The organism is Spongorhabdus nitratireducens, assembly GCA_947387575.1.
Lineage (GTDB): Bacteria > Pseudomonadota > Gammaproteobacteria > Pseudomonadales > Endozoicomonadaceae > CANDOC01.
Genome location: CANDOC010000006.1, coordinates 18,122 through 38,927, shown reverse-complemented (window position 1 = coordinate 38,927; position 20,806 = coordinate 18,122). Strand labels below are relative to the sequence as shown.

The 20,806-nt window shown below is 51.5% G+C and carries 18 protein-coding genes; 8 read left to right on the top strand and 10 right to left on the bottom strand.

The genetic code is table 11. The annotated features are described in order from the left end of the window. Window positions 1-14 precede the first annotated feature (14 nt). Window positions 15-407, bottom strand: coding sequence for a DUF2541 family protein (locus ACYZZ0_RS12065; RefSeq protein WP_461536882.1), 393 nt, complete (start codon window positions 405-407; stop codon window positions 15-17). 240 nt (window positions 408-647) lie between these two features. On the opposite strand from ACYZZ0_RS12065, the gene ACYZZ0_RS12060 reads away from it, so the two are divergent. Continuing rightward, entirely contained in the window at window positions 648-1,823 is a 1,176-nt protein-coding gene (locus tag ACYZZ0_RS12060) for an alpha/beta hydrolase (protein ID WP_461536881.1), read from the top strand. A 181-nt stretch (window positions 1,824-2,004) separates the two neighbouring features. After that, the gene (locus tag ACYZZ0_RS12055; protein ID WP_461536880.1) at window positions 2,005-2,226 is read left to right on the top strand and encodes a hypothetical protein; all 222 of its coding nucleotides are present in this window, start codon (window positions 2,005-2,007) and stop codon (window positions 2,224-2,226) included. 12 nt (window positions 2,227-2,238) lie between these two features. Here the strand turns inward: ACYZZ0_RS12055 and menC are convergent, their stop codons facing one another. The 5 genes from menC to ACYZZ0_RS12030 form a co-directional block, all read right to left on the bottom strand. Then, window positions 2,239-3,309, bottom strand: a complete 1,071-nt coding sequence (gene menC / locus ACYZZ0_RS12050; protein ID WP_461536879.1) for an o-succinylbenzoate synthase — start codon at window positions 3,307-3,309, stop codon at window positions 2,239-2,241. Further along, complete coding sequence (menB, locus tag ACYZZ0_RS12045) at window positions 3,309-4,145, bottom strand: 1,4-dihydroxy-2-naphthoyl-CoA synthase (RefSeq protein ID WP_461536878.1); 837 nt, start codon at window positions 4,143-4,145, stop codon at window positions 3,309-3,311. Before menB ends, menC begins: the two co-directional genes overlap by 1 nt. An 85-nt stretch (window positions 4,146-4,230) precedes the next feature. After that, window positions 4,231-5,025 (bottom strand): 2-succinyl-6-hydroxy-2,4-cyclohexadiene-1-carboxylate synthase, encoded by a 795-nt coding sequence (gene menH / locus ACYZZ0_RS12040; RefSeq protein ID WP_461536877.1) that lies wholly within the window; start codon window positions 5,023-5,025, stop codon window positions 4,231-4,233. Next, window positions 5,025-6,755, bottom strand: a complete 1,731-nt coding sequence (gene menD, locus ACYZZ0_RS12035) for a 2-succinyl-5-enolpyruvyl-6-hydroxy-3-cyclohexene-1-carboxylic-acid synthase (RefSeq protein ID WP_461536876.1) — start codon at window positions 6,753-6,755, stop codon at window positions 5,025-5,027. Before menD ends, menH begins: the two co-directional genes overlap by 1 nt. A 39-nt stretch (window positions 6,756-6,794) precedes the next feature. Then, window positions 6,795-8,198, bottom strand: coding sequence for an isochorismate synthase (locus ACYZZ0_RS12030; protein WP_461536875.1), 1,404 nt, complete (start codon window positions 8,196-8,198; stop codon window positions 6,795-6,797). A 289-nt stretch (window positions 8,199-8,487) separates the two neighbouring features. On the opposite strand from ACYZZ0_RS12030, the gene ACYZZ0_RS12025 reads away from it, so the two are divergent. The 3 genes from ACYZZ0_RS12025 (at window position 8,488) to ACYZZ0_RS12015 (ending at window position 9,963) form a co-directional block, all read left to right on the top strand. Continuing rightward, complete coding sequence (locus ACYZZ0_RS12025) at window positions 8,488-8,826, top strand: hypothetical protein (RefSeq protein WP_461536874.1); 339 nt, start codon at window positions 8,488-8,490, stop codon at window positions 8,824-8,826. A 228-nt stretch (window positions 8,827-9,054) separates the two neighbouring features. Next, window positions 9,055-9,594 carry a hypothetical protein gene (locus ACYZZ0_RS12020; protein ID WP_461536873.1) on the top strand — a complete coding sequence of 180 codons (540 nt, stop codon included), beginning with the start codon at window positions 9,055-9,057 and terminating at the stop codon, window positions 9,592-9,594. Window positions 9,595-9,726: 132 nt separating this feature from the next. Continuing rightward, on the top strand, window positions 9,727-9,963 hold the full coding sequence (locus ACYZZ0_RS12015) for an acetyltransferase (protein ID WP_461536872.1): 237 nt from the start codon (window positions 9,727-9,729) through the stop codon (window positions 9,961-9,963). Window positions 9,964-10,523: 560 nt separating this feature from the next. Here the strand turns inward: ACYZZ0_RS12015 and putP are convergent. The 4 genes from putP to glpA all read right to left on the bottom strand — a co-directional run bounded on the left by putP (window position 10,524) and on the right by glpA (window position 16,463). Next, entirely contained in the window at window positions 10,524-12,035 is a 1,512-nt protein-coding gene (putP, locus tag ACYZZ0_RS12010; protein ID WP_461536871.1) for a sodium/proline symporter PutP, read from the bottom strand. 273 nt (window positions 12,036-12,308) lie between these two features. Next, complete coding sequence (gene glpC, locus ACYZZ0_RS12005; RefSeq protein ID WP_461536870.1) at window positions 12,309-13,523, bottom strand: anaerobic glycerol-3-phosphate dehydrogenase subunit GlpC; 1,215 nt, start codon at window positions 13,521-13,523, stop codon at window positions 12,309-12,311. After that, window positions 13,520-14,791 carry a glycerol-3-phosphate dehydrogenase subunit GlpB gene (gene glpB / locus ACYZZ0_RS12000; RefSeq protein WP_461536869.1) on the bottom strand — a complete coding sequence of 424 codons (1,272 nt, stop codon included), beginning with the start codon at window positions 14,789-14,791 and terminating at the stop codon, window positions 13,520-13,522. The genes glpC and glpB overlap by 4 nt, the downstream gene beginning before the upstream one ends. Further along, window positions 14,781-16,463 (bottom strand): anaerobic glycerol-3-phosphate dehydrogenase subunit A, encoded by a 1,683-nt coding sequence (gene glpA, locus ACYZZ0_RS11995; protein WP_461536868.1) that lies wholly within the window; start codon window positions 16,461-16,463, stop codon window positions 14,781-14,783. Before glpA ends, glpB begins: the two co-directional genes overlap by 11 nt. Window positions 16,464-16,742: 279 nt before the next feature. On the opposite strand from glpA, the gene ACYZZ0_RS11990 reads away from it, so the two are divergent. The 3 genes from ACYZZ0_RS11990 (at window position 16,743) to ispG (ending at window position 20,772) form a co-directional block, all read left to right on the top strand. Then, entirely contained in the window at window positions 16,743-17,612 is an 870-nt protein-coding gene (locus ACYZZ0_RS11990; protein WP_461536867.1) for an MIP/aquaporin family protein, read from the top strand. A gap of 78 nt (window positions 17,613-17,690) precedes the next feature. Continuing rightward, window positions 17,691-19,193 (top strand): glycerol kinase GlpK, encoded by a 1,503-nt coding sequence (gene glpK / locus ACYZZ0_RS11985; RefSeq protein WP_461536866.1) that lies wholly within the window; start codon window positions 17,691-17,693, stop codon window positions 19,191-19,193. A 337-nt stretch (window positions 19,194-19,530) separates the two neighbouring features. After that, window positions 19,531-20,772, top strand: coding sequence for a flavodoxin-dependent (E)-4-hydroxy-3-methylbut-2-enyl-diphosphate synthase (gene ispG, locus ACYZZ0_RS11980; protein ID WP_461536865.1), 1,242 nt, complete (start codon window positions 19,531-19,533; stop codon window positions 20,770-20,772). The last annotated feature ends 34 nt before the right edge of the window (window positions 20,773-20,806 follow it).

Genomic DNA, 20,806 nt, shown 5'->3' with positions numbered 1-20,806 from the left:
TTATTCTCAAGAACTCAAATGGATTCGCCCCAAAGAGCAACAGTCGCTCTCAAGTCTCCCGGCCCCTGGGCAGAATAGAGAAATGTGACTTGTTCAATAGCACCGCCCCTGGGCAAATCAATAAAACCGGTGCTGCTGCCACTGGGTACAAAGGTTTTAATAGGAATAATACGACTCTGACCGTTGCGGTATTTCACTGCCATTCGACTGAAATGCAGCGGTACGCCTTTGACCTTGAACTGTAATTTGCTGAAACTTCTGCTGGAATCAACCCGGATAGTTGCTTCATGGTCTGTTCGATAAACAATTTCATCTCCCAGATAAAGCCAGCCTGCTGCCAGAGAAATATTGGCAATGCCGGCCAGCAGCCCCCCCAATAACAGTTTCATCAGTGTCTTTTTGCTCAAAATTCTATACCTGCGCTTTTATTAAGTATTTTTTTACTGACATGCCAAAACCGGGCCAACTTCAACCGGAAATAAACCGGCAGGGCCCAACCTGTACAACTTCAGGTTATTCCTCGCAATGTCAGCTCTATCACGGTCGCAGAACAGGGTTCAGATTCTGCAAGTCTTGATGAAGCGTTTTGATTACTGGTTCACAAATCAACTGGTAATCTGATTACTTCATCACCCCAGAGAGATCCCATGTTCAGGTTTTTATTATTGTTATTGCTGCCCGTGATCGTACTGACAGGATGTCAGTCCCCGGTAAAACATCCGATGTTAACGCCTTCAGATGCGGCTCCTGTCGAACATTACTTATCTTTTGATGACTATGTTCAGCAAACTGCCAGCATGCTCAAAGCAAACCGATATTTTTTGACCTCGAACCGGGAGCAGGAGATAAAAGCCAACCTGCCGTTTGAAGTCAAGCCTGACAGCACACTTCCTGCCGACAAAGGCATACTTCTGATCCATGGTCTGGGTGATTCGCCTTGGTCGTTTGTTGATATCAGCCAGGCTCTGGCTGACAAGGGCTTTCTGGTCAGAACAGTGCTTTTACCGGGCCATGGCACTCGTCCGGGAGATATGCTCGATGTAAGCCATACGGATTGGCAGGCACTGGTTAGCCGTCAGGTGGAGTTACTGAAGCAGGAAGTTAAGGAAGTTTATCTGGGAGGGTTTTCAACTGGGGCAAATCTGGCTTACCTCCATGCAGCCAATGATGCTGAAATTCGGGGGCTTATGTTCTTTTCTCCAGGTTTCAAATCGGTGACACCACTCATCGCTGTCACACCGGCTCTTTCTTCTGTTGCTCGCTGGCTGGAATATGATGACGTCGATGATGCCACTGATTACACAAAATATTCCGCCATGCCAACAAATGGCTTTGCTCAGTACTATCATACAAGTAAGAGCGTATTAAAAAGTCTTGAGCACAAGTCCTTTAATCGTCCGGTATTCATCGCTGCCAGTGAAGATGACAGCATACTGGATACAACAGGCATTAAAGATCTGTTTACCGCGCGATTTACTCATCCGGACAGCCGTTTGATATGGTTTGGCTCCAGCTCGGAACAACAGACCCGACGTATACGCTATATCAATAGCCGGGTTCCGGAACTGAGAGTCAGCAACATGTCGCATATGGGGATTTTATTTGATCCGAATAATCCCTATTACGGTTTTAATGGTTCGGAGAAAGTGTGTGACAACGGTCAGGAAGACGAGGCAGCAACAGCAATGTGTGAGGCAGGAAAGGATATCTGGTTCAGTGCCTGGGGCTATGAAGAGAGTGGAAAGACTCATGCACGACTCACATTTAACCCGGCATTCCAGACCATGATGCATGAAGCTTTCTCAACTTTTCATTTGGATTGAAAAGCTGAAAAGCCTGAATGAGATAACACAAATCATGCAGTGGTAATTAAAAAATATTCCAATGGGCCAAATAGTAGTGAATATATTTTTGGTTGCGCCGATTCTTTGTTGGTGAACCTGATGGCCGCAATTCAAATATAAAGGCAGTCGCAGGATCGATTAAGACCAAGGATATGACATAGTGGAACCACATACCTACTATCTGACGTTTTTTCTGGGATATATTGCTGTACCGCTGATGGCCTGCTGGGCTATCACCATGGTGTTTCCAATCGGCCGGCGCGTTGTACTGGCCTATGCTCTGGCAGCCTGTGTCGGGGGGATAGCATCCTATGGCAGTGGCATTGCACCGCCATTTACTCTCAGCGACACCACAGTTGTTTCGCAGGAGGCAACAAACTAGAGTAGGCTTGCCCTATCCTGATGATACCGGAATCTGGTAATTAAATAGCTGAGTCAGTTTCAGACTGCCACTATTATCACCACACTGCTGGATCCGGTTTTGCTTCAGAACAATATCTGTACCAAACACCCCTGCCGTATCAAGTCCGGGCGGAGCCAGACACTCCAGCTTCTGATGTAGCTGCTGCAGCTGATTCAACATCAGACTCGATTCAAAGCTGGAACTGATAATGCTGGGTATGCCCGCATCTCTCGCCTTGATTATCCAGTCAGATACCTGATTCAGCCCACCACTCATCGTAGGTTTGATGACAATCGCCTTGAGTCCGGGAGAGTCCTGCAGTGGATAGCCAGTAGCCACTGTTCCAAAGTCGCGCAGATTTTCATCCAGCGCATAGCCGATACCACTGGTCTGATAGAACCTGATATGTTGCCGGGCATCAGCAATAGGCTCCTCAATCCAATCAATCAGACTTCCATCAACCCCTGCTGCAAATTCCAGTGCCTGCTCCAGCGTCCATTGTCGGTTGGCATCAAGCCTGAAGCGAATCTGGCCGTTATAAAAGTCCCGTACCTGGTTCAGTCGCTCAATATCCTCTGCGACTGCGAATGAGCCCACCTTCAGCTTGACCACATCAGGGTGATATTCCTGTTGTTCCAGTCGGGACTGCAATTGAATATTCTTACCAGTCAGCAAAGGACAAGGGCTGTCTGCTTTGGAAGGTATCTGATCTGCCGAGAGTCGGCTAAGGGCAAAGTCGGCGGCACATTGTACCGACACGGGCGCATCCAGGCAGGCACTGATCAAACCTTCGGCCTTACCTGACAGCAAGTGACACTGAATGCCACCGGCTGAAGACCACTGCTCACACAAAGCCTGTAATGAAACGACTGCGTTCTCAATAGAATCCGGACTGAACCCCGGTAGGGGTGCGGCTTCTCCCCAGCTGACATTACCATCACTGGATGTCAGCTGTAATAAAACACCTTCCCGGTATTCTATGGTGCCTGAGACCAGCCGCAATGGCGCTTTCAGCGGCAGCTGATAGCGGAACAGTGCCACTGCAGCCAGGGGGTAAAACATCAGGGCTTGCGACGGAACTTGTCAAAGTCCGGGGAGCGTTTTTCCAGGAAAGCATCACGCCCTTCCTGAGCTTCCTGCGTCATATAAAACAGCATGGTTGCATTGCCGGCAAGCTCCTGCAGACCGGTCTGGCCATCACAGTCAGCATTCAGGGCAGACTTCAAACAACGCAGCGCCATCGGAGAGTGCTGCAGCATATCACGGCACCAGTCAACTGTTTCCTTTTCCAGCTCCGCCAGCGGCACAACGGTATTGACCAGTCCCATATCCAGCGCCTGTTGCGCATCATACTGACGGCAAAGAAACCAGATTTCGCGGGCCTTTTTCTGGCCAACCATTCGGGACAGATAGCTGGCACCAAAACCACCATCAAAAGAACCAACTTTCGGGCCAGTCTGTCCAAAGCGGGCATTGTCAGCAGCAACGGTCAGGTCGCAGACAACATGAAGAACGTGACCACCACCAATGGCATAGCCGGCAACCATCGCCACCACCGGCTTGGGGCAGGTGCGGATCTGGCGCTGCAGATCCAGCACATTCAGATGCTCCACACCGGCGTCATCGTTATAGCCGGCATCACCACGAATCCGCTGGTCACCACCACTACAGAACGCACGACCACCTTCACCGGTCAGGATAATTACACCGATTGCTTCATCCATCCGGGCATCTTCCAGTGCCCGTGACATTTCCTTCACCGTCAGAGGCCGGAAAGCATTGTGAACTTCGGGGCGATTGATGCTGATACGGGCAATGCTTTCAGCTTTCTGATACAGCACATCTTCGTAACCGGATGCCGGCTGGCCCCAGTCAAGCGCAGGAATAATCTGGCTCATGGTCAGTCTCGTTCTGAAGTACAAATGCCTGCTGTTACCGGAGCCGGTATCGCAAGCATTATGAGGTTAAATGAAGTCTGAGAACTCAGGCTTGCTGCAGCGCACTGAACAACTGCCGGAAGGCCTGAACAAACTGTTCTTCATGATAGAGGTGGACATTATGGCCTGCACCGGCAACCTGTTCACGCAGAACACCGGGGCTGCGCTGAAGCAGACGACGGCCCACTTCACGGTAACGGGCGTCTTTGCTGCCACAGATATAACCCAGCGAGAAGCCACCACGGGTCATCAACTGCCACAGGTTTTTCTGACGGGCAATAGACGTAGCCTGCAGCATATCAGCCAGCGCCACCGGATCAGCACCCTTGCGCTGTTCAACCAGCTGCTGCCGTTGCTCTTCAGTCATATCGGCAAAAACTGACTGGGTGTACCAATCATGCAGCACTTCCTCCAGCGGTTCATCGCGCAACCGGCGAGTCCATTGCTGGTCCTGCATTCGACGTCGGCCCCGTTCCAGTTCCGATGACAGGCCGGGGTTGGCAGACTCGACAATCACACGCTCGACCTGATCCGGATAAGCCAGCATATGGTTCATCGCCAGACGCCCGCCCATCGAATATCCCAGCAAGTTATATTTTTCCAGTCGCAGGGAATCAGCCAGCACCAGCAGCTGTTCATCGAATGCTTCAAAAGCCTTGTCTTCCGGCAGGCTGATGGCTTTACTTTCACCATGGCCGGGCAGATCAACTGCAATACAGTAAAACTGGTCTGAAAGTTGTTTTGCTACGGGCTCCCACTCGGCCGCGCTACCAAGAAATCCGTGCAGCATAATCAGAGCCGGCTGCTCCGGGCTTCCCCAGGTTTTATAATTCAACGTCATTAACTTCCACTCTCCCGAACACACGACCTGAGCTCCATCATCAGCTTGAGTGCTTCGTCATCAGGCGTCCGGATTTGAATCAGGGTGCAGCCGGCATAATCCAGAGCCTGCTGCAGTACATCTTGAAATTCGGGCAGCGTCGCCGGTGTGGCCGCCTGTACCCCGAACAGCGGAGCTACCTTGCTAATATCCAGATTATGTGGCGTTCTGAAATAGGTAGTTGCTGTAGTTGCGTCCGGAATCGGCATCATATTAAAGATGCCGCCCCCGTCATTATTGGGTACCACTATCACCAGTGGTGTCTTCAGTTTCGCTGCGAGCGTCATCGAGTTAAGGTCGTACAGAAATGACAGATCCCCCATCAGGGCTATCAATGGCTTGTTGCTGCCTTCGGCATAACCTGATGCCGTTGCCAGTAACCCATCGATCCCACTGGCCCCTCGATTGGAAATAACCTTCATTTCCCTGCCCTGACCTCCGACCCAGTCCAGCAGTCGAATTGACAGGCTGTTACCGGCAAATATTTCAGCTTTACCGGCATGCCTGCTGACTTCCCGTGCGACGGTGAGCTCATTCAGCTCCGCCCCGGAAAAGTCGTCAATCATATCATACAGCCGGGCCATCAATCCCTTATACGACGAATTACATTCATCTTTATTTTCAGGAATTGCAGTCTTCGGTAGCGCAGCGATAAACTCCTGCGGTCGCTGCTGGTATATACGACTGATAAAGTGCCCCGGATCTAGTCGGGTAACACATTGATCCACCAGCCAGTAATTATTGAGCTGCCGGCTCTCCAGCCATTGTTGCAACCGCTTGCTGACCAATCGTCCCCCGAATTGCAATATATGCTGGCAGCGATTCAACATTGTGGTAAATCCAGTACTTTCCAGCATCAGATCAACACGACTGATCGTTTCTTTATGTCCATGCAGGCCTGACTGCACATCCGCAATAACAGGCCATCCAAGCTGACGGGAGAGTTGCAGGATAGCTTCGGCATCCTGTTGCCTGGTTTGCTGGCCGACAATTACCACTCCGGAAGCTTGAGCAAACTGATTCCAGTCCTCGGTATTCAGAGTTAACGGGCGGTCTGCCGCTTTATACTCAAACCACGGGGAAGCGGAGTGGAGCCAGCGTTCAACATGCTTTAAATAGTGGGTGAAATCAGTCGGACAGGTACCCGGGTAGAGCGGCTCGCGCAGTTGCAAATTGATATGCAGACATTTGCCTACATCTTCAGCCTGATGCCAGGCCTGATCAAGACTTGCCAGCAACCAGTGAGGACCGGTTTCTTGCTGAGGGCACGGCAGTGATAGCTGTTTCACATACTCCGGGCTAAAAATCCCCTCCTGCACAATAGCCTGATTGGCACCGCAGTTAATCAGTTCTGGCGGGCGATCAGCCGTCAGCACAATCAACGGCCATCCGGTTACGGAGGCTTCAACAATAGCCGGATAAAGGTTGGCTACGGCACTGCCCGAAGTGGTGATAACCAACACCGGACTTTGGGTACTCTTTGCCAGACCCAGCGCATAAAAACCCAATCCACGTTCATCAAAGTGAACATGCTTCTGCAAACTTTCATTTTCAGCCGCCGCCAGCGTCAGGGGCGCCGAGCGTGAGCCCGGAGCAACACAACAGTGTTGTACACCAAGTCGGCTCAGTTCTTCAATAATTAGGTTGGCCCAAAGTGTATTGAGGGAAGCATGTTCAACAGCAAAGGTCATACAGCGATATCCATATTGAAGTTGGCCTGTCGTCGCAAGTCAGCCAGTCGACCGTTCCATAAAACGGTTATCTGCGCCCTGTCGTGCCATACCCAGCACCTCGCCCGGAGTATGAATCTTGGCATTGAGCTCTTCCCACTCCAGCTCGGCATCAGAGCCTGCTACCAGCCCTGCTCCGGAGAATAGATGGACGGTATTGCCTTCCACCAGCCCACTGCGAATCGCTACTGAAAATTCACTTTTATCTGCACCGATATAGCCACAGGCGCCGCTATACCAGCCTCGGGTATGGGTTTCGAGCGTTGAGATCAGCTCGCTGGCCGGTTGTCTGGGATAGCCTCCGACGGCAGGTGTCGGATGCAGGGTTTGCAACAGTTCGCCATCGGTAATCTCCAGCTTAAGCACCCCTTTAAAGGCAAACCGCAGATGTTGCAGGTTGCGCAACCTTAATACCGTATGATCGCCATCATCAATAAGATCCTGACACAGAGGCTGCAGCCGGTGGCGAATATCCTGCAGTACCAGTGCATTCTCATGCAGGTTTTTTCTGTCCCCCAACAAGCGGCGGGCAAGCCGGTCATTCTGTTCCGGATCAGTGGTGCAGGCCATGGTACCTGCCAGTGCTTCAGTGGTTACCTGACGTCCATCCCGGCAGAACAAACGCTCGGGGCTGCAGCCGATGTAGCACGGACTGTTATCAAACTGAAAACCAAACTGGTAGCTGGCAATCTGGGTTGCACCCCAGCGTGCCAGCATACTCCAGGCCGGCACCGGGCTCATAAAAGAGAACGAACTGCGACGTGACAGTACCGCTTTATCAACCTGCCCTGTGGCAATCGCTGTCAGCACATGATCAACCTGTTGCAGCCATTGACCATGGGAAGGTTCCAGCACCTCCCTGATCTTTTCGGTTGGATTAAACTCCGGCAGTACTTCCGGAAAGACAAGCTGATCCAGTGCTTCAAATGCCTGCTCAAACTCATCCCTGCTGTTATGCAGGTTGCAGATCAGACGATATTTGTCACCACTCTGGACCAGTTCCAGCCGGGGTAAGATGAACCGGGTATAACCAAAGCCCGACCAGAGCCTGTTGCTGTTTTTATTAAAGGCAACCCCGCCATAGTATCTAGCCGGAGTCTCTGCTTTAACGGGCTGAAGTCTTCTCGACAAAACATCCATCAATACACTGGCTTCTTCCATTGAAGCGGCAGTGTGAGTTTCTGCAACACCCAGCCCGGCCATCTGAAAATTATTGTCACGATCAGCCCAGAAACAACGGGTGGCCTCTGCCTGAGACTGAAGCCAGCTGACAAGATCCATTGCCGGAAAGGCCACTTCCAGCCGAATCAATTCACCCGTTGTCGTTTTATGATTGCACCGGGCATCTTCAAGCTGACTCGCCATTCTGGCCAGACTTTCGCCAAAAAGGGCACTCACAGGCATCTATTCACTCCGGTACTAACGCACCACAAATTTAAAAGGGGGAATCCTACTGACAGGCCGGGATTTATACCAGTCCCAATTCATTTCATACACCATCAATTAACCAGAGATATCAGATTCAACAAGTTGACGACATTTATTGTGTTTTAGCCGGCTGAAAAATGAGTATCCCTGCCTGCATCTTCAGGTTTATACCCGCGAATGATTTCACCTGCGATCACAGATGATTTTAGGCAGTAGATAATGTCTGGTGATAATATTCAAACTGAACTCAAATAGTGGATCGGTAATGGCAACAAATGGAGAGTCAGCCCGACGCTGGCTGGCAGAAAACGGACAAACCTCTACCCCCGAAAGACTGGCCCAGATCCGGCAGAATATTGCAAAACGCCTGGCGGCATTACCGGATGACGAGGAAGAGGAAGCCAGAGGGCTGCTGGAAGCACTGGATGTGATGGACGGCTATATGACAGCAGCAACACCCGAGGCCTCTGCTGCGGATGACGCTGTTGCGCTTGATTACTCTCCGCTGATCCCGACAGGTGATGAGGAAACCGCTCCAGCACTGTCCCCGGAAGAAAAGCGGGCCAGATTTCAGCAATTGCTGAGCCAGACACGGCACTCATAAGTAAAAGGATGGCTTTTAGAGTTATCCTGTTAGAAAAGCAACGTCGTAAAAACAGAGCTGCAAATAACTCAAAGTAATTACTAACCTGTTTTAACACTTTTCCTTTCTGAAAAGCCTGTTTTTGACGGTAAATCCGTCTAAGCAGGCTTAATTCTCTCCCATAGTGCAACTCTATACTTAATTGATTACAGCCCACCTCCGGGCAGCAGTTTCGCGGGAGGGACGCAGATGAAACGACTTTATTTCCTGACTAACCAGATCGATGACGTAGACCGGATTTCTGCCGACCTGCATCGTCAGGGTATTACCGACTGGAATTTCCATGTCGTCAGTAAGGACGCAGCAAAGCTGAAGCGGCGTAAAATCCACGGTGCCAACCTGTTCCATGAACTGGACATTATTCATTGTGGTGAGCAAGGCGCTGCAATCGGCGGCATCATTGGTGCCGCAATTGCTGCAACCCTGTACCACTCTCAATTCTTCGGCCCCGAACCCAGCTGGATGGCCCTTGGTTTTATAGTTGTCCTGTTTGGATTCTTTGGTGCCTGGTCCGGCGGTCTGGTTGGAATAGCCCGGGAGAATTACAAGATTTCCCGCTTTCATGATGCACTGGAAGCCGGGCAATACCTGATCATGGTAGACACCAGCCGTGCAGAAGAAGCCTCGGTTCGCCGTCATTTGGCTTATTATTACCCTCAGGTTGATCTGGCCGGATCTGACTCGACCATTATTAACCCGTTTGTAATGACATCCACTTCCCGACACTGACTACTTTTATAAGGCTATCTTTATCATCTATACCCCATGAGCTGGAGTGCTTTCTTCACTTGCTGAATAACAGATCGCACTTCAGTCCCCTTGGGTGTTTGTCCCATCATTAACCGCCGGAATATCCATGCCATGCTGTTAAAAGATAAATCCTCTGGCAAGCTCGTTGAAATCAACGAGATGGCAACCCTGATCGACCCTTTCCACCATTCAATCCAGGGCAGCTTGCAGTGGGGGGAAGATCCTGCAGATCCGGAAATTTTTGAAAAAACCTGCCTCAGCTTCCTTTCCGGAGAACCCCTCCCTGCCTGCTGGACTAATGAGCACTACCGCGATCATGAAATAAAGAAACACACCCAGAAGAAGTAGTCCCTATCTGATCTTCCCTCGAATCATAAGCTTCAATGCCTTTGTTCTCATGCAAAGGCATTCATTAAATCGTCACTCCCTCGCCTTTAAAGCGTAATGGGCTACGCTTAAATTTCCCCTTAGAAAAACTCACTATCTGTGAGAAGGGAAATATAGTGCGTCGTGCGAGCATTCAAGGACAAGGAAGCTAGTCCAGAGCAACAAAAGTTCAAAAGAAACGCTCGTCTTGGTCGAAACAGAATAACTGCCTGCAACTGTGAAGACCTGATGCCATCAGGCTTATATTCCGGCTTGAATGCAGTTACTAAAGACCTCTCTTGGCCACAACAAGGCCTGATTAAGGATTTATTTTAAAGACAGAAGGTACAGGGAGTTACCGCCATCATGACCAGCAATCAAAGACTGATATCTATCGAGCACGCCATCGGAGACATAGCCTACTGGCTGCTCACCGCTGCAGCTATTATCTGGCCGTTTTATACGCTGTGGAGCTGAGCTCCAGAGAAATTAAAATGAGCGTAGCAGCGAAATAACAGGCTGCTACGCATCAGCAATGCTATTTACCAGGCCGGGTCACTGGAATTATCCGGCCCCCGGGTAATTTTTCCAAACAGCTCTTCAACCCCCGTCGCTGGCCTTGGCCCCAGGCAACTCACCAGATAAACCGCCACTGAAGCCAGTATAAAGCCGGGCACCAGCTCATACAGATCAAAGATCCCGCCACTCAACGGTTTCCAGAGCAAGACTGTGACGCCACCGGTCACTATACCCGATAACGCCCCCCACTCTGTCATCCGCTGCCAGAACAACGACATCAGCAGTGCCGGACCAAAAGCAGCACCGAAGCCTGCCCAGGCATAACTCACCATTCCCAGTACCGAACTATCAGGATCAAGAGCAATCAGTGTGGCCAGTATTGCCACTATCACCACCGCCAGCTGACCGACCCGAATAACTTCCCGGCTTGAAGCTTCGGGACGGAATATATCCTTGTAGAAATCTTCCGCAAAGGCCGTCGAGCAAACCAGTAACTGGGAATCCGCGGTACTCATTACTGCCGCAAGAATGGCTGCCAGCAAAATACCGGCGACAACCGGATGAAACAGACTATTAACCAGCAACATAAAGATAGCTTCAGCATCATCAACCGCAACGCCGAGAGAGCGGGTATAAATCAAACCTGCCAGTCCGGTCAGCAGCGCGCCGACCATCCCCACCCCGGTCCAGCTGACGGCAATCCGCCGGGCAATAGTGATATCACGGGTTGATCGGGTGGCCTTGAAACGGGCAATAATATGAGGCTGACCAAAATAACCCAGCCCCCAACCCAGCAGTGAAATAATAACGACCAGATCAATCGCTTCACCGGTAGAGGATGTCATGGGGTTAAGCAGGTGAGGATTAATTTGCTCCAGATTAACCAGCAACTGCCCTCCCCCACCGGCCATCTGAACCGCGATTACAGGCACAATCACCAGTGCAGCTGCCATTAACAGGCCCTGGACCAGATCGGTCCAACATACCGCAAGGAAGCCCCCGAACAGTGTGTAGGACACTACGCTGAGGGTTCCAAATATCACAGCCCATTGATAATTGACGGAAAAAACGGTTTCAAACAGTTTGCCGGCGGCGACCAGCCCGGATGCGGTATAAAACAGAAAAAACAGCAGGATAAAAAAAGCAGAAACCGGCTGCAGCAGGCCGCTGCGATCTTTGAAACGGTTGGCAAAAAATTCGGAAAGGGTCAGCGAGTTACCTGCAGCAACACTGTATTCTCTCAGTCGGCCAGCCACCAGCAACCAGTTGAGCCAGGTTCCCAGCAGCAGCCCCCCTGCCAGCCAGAACGCTTCAAACCCGGCGGCAAAGGCATACCCCGGAAGGCCCAACAGCAACCAGCCACTCATATCCGATGCACCGGCACTCAGGGCTGAGGTCCAGGGGCCGAGGCTGCGTCCACCCAGAAAGTAGTCGGTTGAACTGACGGTACGTTTCCAGGCAATAACGCCGATGGCCAGCATGACTACGAAATAAACAGCAAAGGTCAGAACTACCGTGAGGTTGTTCGCCGACATGATCGCTCCCGCGGTTATGGTACGTTTATAAGGTAGCAGTCGGCACTGTATCAAAGAGGAGCAACAACAAAACAAGACGCTTTTTAAAACCTGATGTTACAAAAGCGCCTTAATGCTTGATGCGTTCTCTATTTCACCCAAAAGTTCCAAACAAATCTGTGCCGCTGTTCCTGCACCGAAGATTAACCGCCAGACCTCCAAGCTTCGCTGCAATCTTCCTGTTATAAAACAACGCAGGCTGTCACACAAATCCACCGCGATTTCATTGAGCTGTTATTTTCCGCGGCTCATCCCCATTGCCAGCAAGGTCACCGGGTGCAATACCTGCAGGGAAGTGCTCATTTCAATCTGCATTTTGCAGGTTTCGCAATCGGTAACAATATAATCAAACTCTCCCGCTTCAATCTGGTCAAACAACGGCTGACCGATTTCCTGTGAAGTCGTGTAATTCTCTTTCTTGAAACCATAAGTGCCGGCAATTCCACAGCAGTTGGAGTCAAGCTGATGCAATTCAAGCCCGGGAATTTCCCGCAATATATTCAGAGTATGCAAAACACCCCGGCTGCGAATCAGGTGACAGGGACTGTGATAACCGACTTTCAGCCGAACAGGTTTCATTTCAGGTTTGTTGCCCAGCTGGAACTCATGAGAGAGAAAGCGGGTAATAAAAATAATATGTTCATGTACCTGCTGTTCACTCTGCCCCAGCATGGCCGGATAATCTTCCCGCAGCATATGAGCACAGCTAGACGAGGTCGAAACAATGCATTCGCTGCCCTGTTTCAGGGCAGTATGGCAGGCACGGGTATTAAATTCGGCATGACTGCGGGCTTTTTTATGAAAGCCATTGGCAACCAGCGGCACGCCACAGCATTTTTCCTTTGCCAGCAACTTCACTCCGATATCCATTGCATTCAGTACAGTGACCAGATCCTGTCCCAGCTCAGGTGCATTGAAGTTGACATAGCAGCCATGAAAATAGCTGATTTGACGGGCATAGATGTGCTGTTTTTCCTCAACCTGCTTGTACCAGCTACGAAAACTCTGGCGAGCATAAGCGGGAAACTGACGCCGCCGGTCGATACCCAGCGTTTTATCCATGGCGAATTTCACCACACTGGTTCCGGTCAGCTTGTTGACCAGATCAGCTGATCCTCGGGTCAGGGCTCCCATCAAGTCAGTATGACTGAGCAGGAACTCACGTAACCTGAACTTATCCTCACCATACTTCACCTTGGCCTGAGCAATAATGTCACTGATCTGAACATCCGATGGGCAAGCAACCTCACAGCGCTTGCATCCAGTACAGTACTTCAGCGCTACATCAAGAAAATCGCGACTTTTCAACCGCAGCCGTTCACCATCAGGACCACACTGTTTTGGTCCGGGAAAGTCAGGCAGTACTGCCGCGACCGGGCAGCTGGAAGAACAGGCGGTGCACTTCAGACAGCTGTCAAATGAACGGTCCGTTGCCACTAACAGATTCATGGGAGAGCAACCTTCTTAATTACTTCATTGGCGGCCATCCAGCCGGTGCTGATGGCAACACCGCCGCCGGAACCCTCGATGACCGGGTCATAACCGGCCAGGACAGAGCCTGCTACATGCAGGTTTTCAATGACTGTACCGTTCAGCGAGGGCTGTAGCTGGACGTTTACCCGGACTCCGGCACGATTGAAACCATGCCCTTCCGGCACCAGAAATGACTGGCCACTTAACGTTTCCGGAACATCAATATCAAGCCCGAAAACCGGCTCACTGATTTCGCCAGCAGCATGACTTTTCAGTCCCTTACTAAAAAAACTACCCGAAGCCAGTACATATTGTTTCGCATGCAGTTCATCATCCGGCGTCTGGACTGAAGCAACATGGCCATAGCTGACATCACCGGTAATCACCGGCATGGCTGGGATCATAAATCCACCCACGGCTGTCAGCCTTCGTTTCAGCGCGCTTAACATTCTTATTCCGGGCACCGAAGGTGGCATGGTGGCAACCTCCACCAGCCGCAATCCAGTACGGCGGCGAAGAACTGTCAGCCAGTTCTTGCGGCCGGCGCTCAAGCAAGCCGGCAGTGCTACCAGATCAGCGTCATTGACTTGCTCCAGTAACCGAGTGCAAATCAACTCCACATCACTTTCACCAATAGCTCTTGCCAGCTGCGGAGCTCTCATAGTATCCGCTGTTGCCCCCCTGCCATGCTCCAATGGCAATTCGATATTCAGGCTCTGGACTTCTGCCTGTTGGAATACCGGATGGGTTTTCAACCCTGCAGCCGCCAACTCTGGCATAAAATCCAGAAAACCGGTAAAGCTGACAAACACAACCCGCTGGATATTTTCCAGCCCCCAGGGCAAGGCACCTGCAGACTGCTGACTCAACCATGACGGTCGCAATGCGCCGGCCGCTGTCAGCCGCCAATGGTTATCCCACAGACCTCCGGAAGTCACCATTGGCAGCCCGGCTTCTGCTATTTCCCGCTGAAACCAGTCCAGTGACTTGGCAACATTTCCCGTACCAACATGGGCATAAGGATGATCCGGTTGATGCTGAACCAGTGACTCCAATGCAGTGAATGGATTCTGCACTGCACGACCGGAGAGATCCGTTCCCAGCACATCGATTTCTCCGGAAGAAAAAGTCAGCGCACTTTCACCTGAGGAGATAACAGCTACATTCAAGCCGGCTTCTGCACAGCGTATTCCGGTAGTCAGACCGGCCAGTCCTCCACCGATCACCAGACAGTCATAATTCATGGTACAGATCCCTGTTATCTTCGGCTTTGCCTTCAGGTTGCAGTGAGCTCAGCCCCAGCAGACTTTCCTGAACCCAGTAACTGAACTCGGATTCCCGCAGCGCATCCCCCCAGAGTACCGGACGAATTCCTTTCCAGCGTTCATTCACAAAGTCCTGCAAACTGCCAAGCACTTCATCACCGTTTTCCTGTTGGCTCGCCAGCAACCCTGCAACCCGACAGGCACACATTTCCCCCTGACAAGGTCCCATTCCTACCCGGGTACGACGCCGCAGATCTGACATGGAACGAGCATTCAGTGTTTCAATGGCGTACAGAATCTCGCCACGGGTAACAACCTCACATTCACAGACGACGGCATTATTATGGTGATCGTCTTCCTGCATAAAGCTGCGGGCCCGGTCACCGTGACGATAGACTGCAGAACCGGCAATACTGTTGGGAAGGGAAGAGTCAGGCAAACGGTAACGGCTTTGACCCTGTCGCATTTTGCGACCAATAGGTTCAGGCAGATGGGCACCCGGTAAAGGCCGGCTTGCAGTTTCACAGGGGACACTGATATTCAACAGACGAGCCACCTTGTCAGTTGCGACTTCAGCCATCAAACGACAGGTCATTAATTTCCCGCCGGTAATCGTGACCAGCCCGGGCAAGCCATCCTGTTCACCATGATCAATGGCCACCAGCCCACGACTGATAGAGCGGTCTCCACCGGAAGAAGATTCCGCAACCAATGGTCGTACCCCGCAATATGCTCTCAGGATACGGGCATCCAGCATCGAAGGTGCCAGTTTACTGCCTTCCTGCAGCAGGGTTTTGACTTCGTCTGCAGTGACTTCCAGCGTTTCCAGCTCATCCCGACCGACATGGGTCGATGTTGTGCCGATAACAGAGACGGTATCGCCAGGCACCAAAATATCGGCATCACCGGGTTTGCGGCAGCGGTTAATCACCATGCCATTCATCCGGTGCCCCATAATCAACAGGGCTCCTCTGGAGTGATACATATCCACGGAAAGATCTGCATACTCCATGATTTCATGACACCAGGCTCCAGACGCATTGACTACGGCCTGACAGCGAATCTCGAATTGTTCGCCATTACGCAGATCCCGGCAACGAACGCCTTGTACCCTTCCCTGCTCGATCAATAAGCCTTCCGCCCGGTTGTAATTGAGCAACGCACCGCCGTGTTCGCGGGCATCGAGAATGGTAGCGGAGGTCAAACGAAACGGATCAATGGTACCATCAGGAATACGTACAGCACCGATCAGTGCCGGATTCACCGCAGGCTCAAGCTGAAGGGCTTGTTTGGGTGAGAGTTCCTGAGCATGAATACCGGCATCTGCACAGCCCTGCATAAACTGCTGCTGAAAATCGAGACCATCTTCCGGCAACGAGATAAACAGGCCATCTGTAGCTTCCACACAATGACCGGCAATCTGTTTCAGGATTTTGTTTTCAGAGATACATTCTCTGGCTGAATGGCTGTCGGTAACGGCATAGCGAGCCCCCGAATGCAACAAACCATGGTTGCGCCCGGTGGTGCCACTGGCGATATCACCCCGCTCCACCAGAATGGCCTGCATTCCCCTCAGGCTGCAGTCACGAAAAACACTAGCTCCTGTTGCCCCCCCGCCAATGACGACAACATCCGCCTCCATCCGTCTCATATTTTTAACGCCTGTTAAGCTGAGCTCCCCATGCTACTCCTCAGCCGGTGCTGATTTCTTGATACGGAACAAAACATTTTTCAACTTGAACAGTGACAAAACGCTCTCATGATCTAAAGCAGAACAACTGTAAATTTCGATCTGCCAGCAACTCATTCATTGACAAACATCAAACAACAAAAACAAACATCTCTGATAAAACACGCCCCGAGTTCATTACTTTTTACGCAGCCAGCTAGCCAACTTTGGTTGTGCATTACGATAAAAACGGAGAACACCATGCGCCGAAATACACTACCGGGTGAATGTTTTGCAGAGTTTCTGGGTACAGCCCTGCTGATAATTTTTGGCGTTGGCGTAGTTGCCTCTCTTGTTCTCGCTGGTGCTTCTTTCGGTCAGTGGGAAATCAGTATCACCTGGGGGATGGGTGTTGCACTGGCTATTTACGTTACCGGTGGTGTATCCGGCGCTCATATCAATCCGGCAGTGACTATTGCCCTGACCCTGTTCAAGGGTTTTGAACGTCACAAGGTACTGCCTTATATCGGTTCACAAATGCTGGGGGCTTTTGTTGGTGCTGCACTGGTTTACACCATGTATCAGCCGCTGTTTGCCGAGTTTGATGCGGCTCATAATCTGGTTCGCAACAGCCCTGAAGGTCTGGCCACTGCAGGTATTTTCTCTACCTATGCCATGCAAACCCTGAGTTTCGGTCAGGCATTCCTGGTAGAAGTGTTTATTACCGCACTGCTGATGTGTGCCGTGCTGGCACTGGGTGATGACCGTAACGGTGCGCCCAAGGGAGCCCTGAGCGCGCTGCTGATCGGTATCCTGATTACCGTTATCGGTGCCTCTTTTGGCCCGCTGACCGGTTTTGCCATGAACCCGGCTCGTGACTTTGGCCCCAAACTGTTTGCTTTCTTCAATGGCTGGGGTGAAATTGCCCTGACCGGTGGCCGCGATATCCCTTACTTCCTGGTGCCTGTTTTTGCCCCGGTTATCGGTGCCTGTCTGGGTGCTTTCATCTACACCCGCGGTATTGAAACCCAGCTGGATCTGAAGGAATGTGCAACACCCGGCTGTGAGCTGCGTGAAGATCCCAAGGCTCAGGGTGACGTATCTGTTGCTGAAATACTGGCATCCAAATAATTTCTGAAGGAAGTCACCCTTTCCATTTGGAAGCGACTTCCGGCATCAAACATCCTATAAGATTTGACGGACTGAATAATGAGCACAACAGACAAGTACATTCTTTCTCTGGATCAGGGCACTACCAGCAGCCGCGCTATTGTCTTTGATCACAACGGTGAAATTGTCGGTGTATCCCAGCAGGAGTTCACCCAGCACTACCCGCAGGCCGGCTGGGTTGAGCACGACCCGATGGAAATCTGGTCTACCCAGCGTGGCGTACTGGCAGGCGTGCTGGCTAAAACAGATATCAAGCCGGAGCAAATTGCCGCCATCGGTATTACCAACCAGCGCGAAACCACCGTCGTATGGGACAAAAACACCGGTCGCCCCGTTTATAACGCCATCGTCTGGCAGTGCCGCCGTACTGCAAGCATCTGCGAACAGCTGAAGCGTGACGGATTGGAAGACTATGTTCGCGAAAATACCGGGCTGGTTGTCGACGCTTACTTCTCCGGCACCAAGGTGGCCTGGATTCTCGACAATGTCGAAGGCGCACGAGAAAAGGCAGAGAATGGAGACCTGCTGTTCGGTACTATCGATACTTGGCTGACCTGGAAGCTGACTGAAGGTCGCGTTCACGTCACCGATTACACCAACGCTTCCCGCACCATGCTGTTCAACATCAAGACCCTGGAATGGGATGAGAAGATGTTGAAAGCACTGAATATTCCACGCTCCATGCTGCCGGAAGTAAAGTCCTGTTCCGAAGTTTATGGTGAAGCCAGTGTGAACGGCAAAATGGTACCGATCGCCGGTATCGCCGGTGACCAGCAAGCGGCCCTGTTCGGTCAGCTGGCACTGGAAAAAGGTATGGCCAAGAACACTTACGGTACCGGTTGCTTCCTGTTAATGAACACTGGCGAAGAGCCGGTTAAATCCGAGAACGGCCTGCTGACGACCATCGCTTACGGTCTGGACGGCAAGGTGAATTATGCGCTGGAAGGTTCTGTGTTTGTTGCCGGTGCCAGCATTCAGTGGCTGCGGGATGAACTGGGCCTGATCCGTGATGCTGCCGACTCCGAATACTTCGCTACCAAGGTCAAGGATACCAACGGCGTTTATGTTGTACCGGCCTTTGTTGGTCTGGGCGCACCTTACTGGGATTCCTATGCTCGCGGTACTATTGTTGGCCTGACCCGCGGCGCCAACCGTAACCATATTGTCCGTGCAACCCTCGAATCTCTCGCCTATCAGTCCCGCGATGTACTGGATGCGATGCAGAAAGACTCCGGCCTGCCACTGAACCAGCTGAATGTTGACGGCGGTGCTGTTGCCAACAACTTCCTGATGCAGTTCCAGTCCGACATCCTGAATACTCAGGTTGTCCGTCCGAAAGTGATTGAAACCACCGCTGCCGGTGCTGCTTATCTGGCAGGTCTGGCTGTTGGTTACTGGAAGAACACCGAAGATCTGCAGCAAAATATCAGTGCCGACCGCAGCTTTGAACCCGCCATGGAAGAAGAGCAGCGTGAAAAACGCTACCGTGGCTGGCAGCGCGCCGTAGAGCGCAGCCGCAACTGGGAGGAGGAAGAGGTTTAATCTTTTTCTGTTCCATCTGCGAGAAAATCAGGGCCGCTTCATATGAAAGCGGCCTTTTTTATGCCGGAACGGCTATCAGCCCCATACAGCCACAAGCGAAATCGCTGATTTGCGTTATAATCGTTGGCTGTATTTGGATTATCAGACTGAAAGCAAAGCAACCCTGCTGGCTGCTGTACATTATGACTATCATGACCATCAGCCGGGCAAGAGTGTATTCCTGTTTCACATCACATGATGTAAGCAGGGGAAAGAGTTAAAGGACTGATGAAAAACAACCTCGGAGACCGGAAAGCATGCAGCCTGGTTTCCAAGCCCCTGTTACGAGGATGACAAGTTGATCGAAAGTCGACATAACACCCATTCCGTCAAGGTTGGTAATATCACCATGGGCGGCGGTTCGCCTGTGGTCGTTCAGTCCATGACGGATACCGATACGGCCGATATCAATCGTACCGTTGACCAGATCAAACTGCTGACGGATGCCGGTTCCGAAATTGTCCGGGTTACCGTTAATACTGAAGAAGCCGCTGCTGCCGTTCCAAAAATCTACGAGATCCTGCAAAAGCAGGGTTATAACACTCCGATTGTCGGTGACTTCCACTACAACGGCCATATGTTGCTGGAAAAATACCAGGGCTGTGCCGAAACACTGGCAAAATACCGGATTAACCCCGGTAATGTGGGCTTCGGCAACAAAAAGGATGACCGCTTCAACTCCATGATTGATGTTGCCATCCGCCACAACAAGCCGGTGCGAATCGGTGTTAACTGGGGCAGCCTGGATAAAGAGCTGGCCACACGGCTGATGGATGAGAACTCAAAGGCTGAACGTCCGAAAAGTTCGGAAGAAATTCTGCATGAAGCCTTGGTACTGTCCTCTCTTACCAGTGCCAATGCTGCGGTAGCCCGTGGCCTGGGTGAAGACAAGATCGTGATTTCCTGCAAGGTTTCCCGGGTTCAGGATCTGGTTTCGGTTTACAACATGCTGGCACAGCGCTGCAACTATGCCCTCCACCTCGGTCTGACCGAAGCCGGTATGGGCAGCAAGGGTATTGTCGCTTCCAGTATTGCCATGGGTATTCTGCTGCAGAACGGTATTGGCGATACCATCCGCACCTCACTGACACCGGAGCCCGGTGCGTCCCGTGATAAAGAAGTGATTGTTTCCCAGCAGATTCTGCAGGCCATCGGTGTTCGCAACTTTACCCCTGAAGTTACCTCCTGTCCGGGATGCGGCCGGACTACCAGCACCTTTTTCCGGGAGCTGACCGATGATGTGGATGGTTTCCTGCGCAAGAAGATGAGTGAGTGGGCTGTATCCTACAAGGGTGTGGAGCAGATGAAAGTCGCGGTTATGGGCTGCATCGTCAACGGCCCGGGTGAGAGCAAGCATGCCAATATCGGCATCAGCCTGCCTGGCACCGGCGAAACCCCATCAGCACCGGTCTTTATGGATGGTGAAAAGGTGACAACCCTGCATGGTGAAGGTATCAGTCAGCAGTTCAAGGACATGATTGAACAGTATGTCCACAGAACCTATACCCGTCATGAAGATGTGATTACCTCAGGTCAGTAATTCCCTGTAGTCACAGTCTCCTGGCTCAGATAAA